This window comes from Streptomyces sp. NPDC059201, from assembly GCF_042754585.1.
Lineage (GTDB): Bacteria > Actinomycetota > Actinomycetes > Streptomycetales > Streptomycetaceae > Streptomyces.
The window spans coordinates 1-3,643 of the sequence record NZ_JBHZBB010000022.1; the positions used below are offsets into that span (position 1 = coordinate 1).

Sequence of the window (3,643 nt, forward strand, 5' to 3'; positions counted from 1 at the left end):
GAGGCCGCTGTAGCGCCCCGGGGCGCGTTCGAGCGGGGCGTGGCGGCCCTGACCCAGTACCGGGCCCGCACGGGCACCGTGACCGTCCCCAGGGGGCACGGCGGCACGTCCGCAACAGCGCCTTCGCGGAGGCGGAGAAAGTCATCTCGCTGCTGCTGGCCGACCCGCAGGTGCAGCAGGCGAGGGCTCAGGTCGAGGCGGCGGAGACGCAGCTCGGCATGGAGCTGCCCCGGATCCCCTCGACCGGGCAACAACGTGATACGGGGGTGGTGCCGCCCTTGCGGCACCACCCCCGTTGCGGCTCAGGACGGGATGTGGACGGTAGCGATCACCCAGTCGGTCAGCGAGGGGCCCGCCTTGGTCACGCCCTCACCCGTCGCTGGTGCCCTCCAGGACGCCCCAGCAGCACCCCGACTCGAGACTCGTGCCGGGCTACGGCGGAGCGCTCCAGATCTTCGCGCAGTGGCAGCTCGACCACCGCCGCCCAGGTGCGGCGCTTCTCCGGTTCGGTCAGGTGCTCACCGAGCCGGGCTCCGACCGCGGACGGCGTATGGAACCGGTCGGCCATCCCGACGTAGAGGATTTCCTGGGCAAGTCCGAGAGCGACGTACAGACCGACGTGGTGCAGCAGTGCCACCGTGTGGTGCCCCAGCGGACGTATCTGCGGCCGGGAGATGACCAAGTCGTCTCCGAGGAGTTCGACTACGGCGCTGGCAACGGAGGTGCTCCAGCGCAGCATTACTCCTCCTTCAGGTTGGCCAGCGAGCCGACCATCATCATGGCCTGGGCGCTGATCACGGGCTTCCACGCCTGCGAGACCTTGCCGCCCTCCCCGAGGTACTTGGTGTAGTTGTTGATGGCGGTCTGCGACTCGGTCACGGCGTCGCTGATCTTCAGTTCGTAGTCACTGTTTTCCAGCTGCGTCTGGTTCTTCTTGAGCTTCCACTGGTCACGCAGCCACTCGTCGGTCACAGGAATGATCTGCCCCGTGGTGGAACGCTTCAGCTCGTAGCGAGTGCCCGGGGCCGGGAGGTCCTGGCTGACCTGCGGGAGCTCCTGCTTGCCTTCGAAGCTCCAGTACGTCTCGACGATGGCCTCGCACTGCCGGCGTCCCCACCCGTGGATCGCCGTGGCCTTGTCGGTCACCATGCGGTTGACGAAGGTGGACGCCTGGCCTCGGGCACGGGTGGCCTCCTGGGCGCCGTAGGCGCCTTGGAGGGCGCCAGCGGCCGAGGCCGCGATCAGGGTGCGGATCCGGGCTTCAGCCAGCGCCTGCTTGCCGATGGGGTTCTTCGCGAACGAGGTGATGGCATCCATAGCCTCGGAGATAGGCCGCCAGACGGGGGCCGGAGGCAGCGCGGAGCTTCCGACCAGCAGGGACTGGGCAGCGGCGGTGTGGTAGCTCGGCTTAGCGGTCGGCAGGGATCGGTGCACCAGGTGCGCGACGATGCTGCCGCGCCGTCTACCGGCCCGGGTCGAGGAACCAATGCTGTCCATGTTCAGGTCGGTGTAGACGCCCTTGGCGGCGGCGCTGGCGCGGCTGAAGGCCCATACCGCCATGAAGGCGAGGTATTCCAGCTCCATGCCGGCAGGCCGCTGGGACGGCATCTTCATGTACGTGACGATGGTTGCTCCGTACACCGGGACCTGGTCGAACACGCCTGCCTCGGCGAGCCGGTCGAGGGCGTGCTCGGCCAGCCGCGACACCTTGGCGCCTTCTCGCAGTTCCTCGGGGTCGCTGTGCACGGTCTCGTAGCGGCGGGTCAGCGAGGCCGCGTAGTCCTGCGGGCCAGGGCCCGTGTAGCGGGCTCCGATGACGACCTGCGCGGTCGTGGTCCAGCTGTGCACGGCGGCCAGCGCCTTGTCCGCCCGAACCTGCACCGTGCGGACACCGCGGTAGGACACCTCGATGTCGAGTACGTCATCCGGGGTCTTCGCGGAGAGGAGCTGCTCCCGTGCCTGGCGCAGGCACGGGATGAAGGTGTCGATGATGCGCTCCTGCTCGTCCTTCTCCAGCATGGTGAAGTCGTAGAGCGGGAAGGTCAGCCCGAGAGCAGCTGCGAACTGAACGAGGGCCTGGAACTTCATGCCGGTGCGACCGTGGCCGTCGATGGGCGTGATCCCGTGCGCCAGGGAGTTGCCCTGGTTGTCCACGATCCGCAGGAGGGCGCCCTCGATGGGGCGTCGCTGCCCTTCGGTGGTGACCGTGGCGATCGTCCGGTTCGGGGAGGACCTGGTGACCTGCCGAATCGTCCACTCCTGTCGCGCTGCCGGGCGGCGGAGCGCATCCTGTCCGTCGCTGCGCACCTGCAACACGGAGGAGTTGTTGGCGCTCTGGACGGCCGGGCTGAAGGGCATGGCGCCAAGGTCGTCGCCAGTTCCGCTGTAGTCGCTGCTCTCCTCGTCGCGGACGTTGGAGACCATGAGGCTGAAGGGCGTGAGGAACCGGATGGGCGGCGTGATGATCTGCTGGTAGCCGCCGAGCACTCCACCGTCGAAGTAGTGCAGTTCGCCATCCGAGCCGAGGTCCTGCGAGAAGAGGGCCTTGACGGGGGCGGGCGATTCTACGGAGCGGGCCAGGAGGAGCAGTCCGTCGTCGTCGGGCTGGCAGTCGGCCTGGCCGACGATCGGGCTACGCCGGATCGCAGCGGCCAGGCTGCGGGTCCCGTCCGCGGGCGCGCGGTCCCGGATCTCGGGCAGGTTGGACACGTCGAACGAAGTCATTGAGTTGGCAACTTCCTGCGTTTTGTGGGTAAGGCACGCAGGAAGGCCCTGCGCTCCCGGGTCAGGCGGATCCCGGCCGTAACCGGACCTGCGCCATGCACCGGCCGCGTACGGTGAGCGAGGGGGCGATTCCGGCCTTGACCGGACCTGGCGGTCCCTCACGGCAACCCGTACGGGGCGCGATTTCAACTACCTTAGCGTCAGCCACCGACATCTGGGCGCCGGTTTTTCGAACTGGCCTCGGCCGATGCGGGTCAGCCTTGCCGAGGCATGCAGGCGGCCGGGCGACCGGCCGGACCGCTGCACGCGCTGGTCGCCGAACTCATGGACGCGACAGGGGTGTCCGGGCGCGGTCTGACCGTGCCCGCTACGTTCTCTATCGATACCTTTAAGACCATCAGTGCCTGTTTTCGATCCCGGGTTCTGAGTAGCTTTGTGCCCTAAGGTGGCTGGGTGTCCGAGGATGCTGGGCAGGCTGTGGAGCGTGTGTGCGTGGGATGTGGGAGCCGGCTGAGGCCGGGTGCTCCGTCTCGGGCGAGGTTCTGCTCTACGGGGTGCCGTGCCAGGCAGCGGCGTCGGGACCTGCGGTTGCGTAAGCGGGTGGCTGCGGAACTGGATGGTGCCGGCCGGGCCGCGTGCCCCGAGTGCGGGACTGCCTGGGTCGCGGGGGTGGACCGTCGTTCGAGGTCGCGGTCATCCGCGGCAAGCTCACCGAGATCCGCCGGTTCATCACCGGGACCGTCGCCCCGCACGCCGTCCTCCAGCCCAAGGGCCGGTGGATCAAACACCTCAACACCCAGCTCAACTCGGTCGAGTCCACGCTCGACGTCATCGCCGACTTCACCGACGCCTGACCGGCGGGGGGGGGGCGGCCGGAGGGGGGCCCCCCCCCCCTTGCACGGGGGGGGGGGTGGGCCGG

3 protein-coding genes are annotated in these 3,643 nt (G+C 68.8%); 1 reads left to right on the forward strand and 2 read right to left on the reverse strand.

The genetic code is table 11. The features are described from left to right. Window positions 1-361: 361 nt before the first annotated feature. Both ACFXMG_RS38405 and ACFXMG_RS38410 read right to left on the reverse strand, forming a co-directional pair. On the reverse strand, window positions 362-739 hold the full coding sequence (locus tag ACFXMG_RS38405) for a hypothetical protein (RefSeq protein WP_384339074.1): 378 nt from the start codon (window positions 737-739) through the stop codon (window positions 362-364). Next, complete coding sequence (locus tag ACFXMG_RS38410; RefSeq protein ID WP_384339077.1) at window positions 739-2,724, reverse strand: hypothetical protein; 1,986 nt, start codon at window positions 2,722-2,724, stop codon at window positions 739-741. Before ACFXMG_RS38410 ends, ACFXMG_RS38405 begins: the two co-directional genes overlap by 1 nt. Window positions 2,725-3,359: 635 nt before the next feature. Between ACFXMG_RS38410 and ACFXMG_RS38415 the strand changes: the two genes are divergently transcribed. Continuing rightward, window positions 3,360-3,578: a hypothetical protein gene (locus tag ACFXMG_RS38415; RefSeq protein WP_384339079.1), complete on the forward strand. Its 219-nt coding sequence runs from the start codon at window positions 3,360-3,362 to the stop codon at window positions 3,576-3,578. Window positions 3,579-3,643 lie beyond the last annotated feature (65 nt).

Coding starts and splice junctions, on each gene's coding strand:
- ACFXMG_RS38405 (WP_384339074.1), bottom strand. CDS start 739: ATGCTGCGCTGGAGCACCTCCGTTGCCAGCGCCGTAGTCGAACTCCTC.
- ACFXMG_RS38410 (WP_384339077.1), bottom strand. CDS start 2,724: ATGACTTCGTTCGACGTGTCCAACCTGCCCGAGATCCGGGACCGCGCG.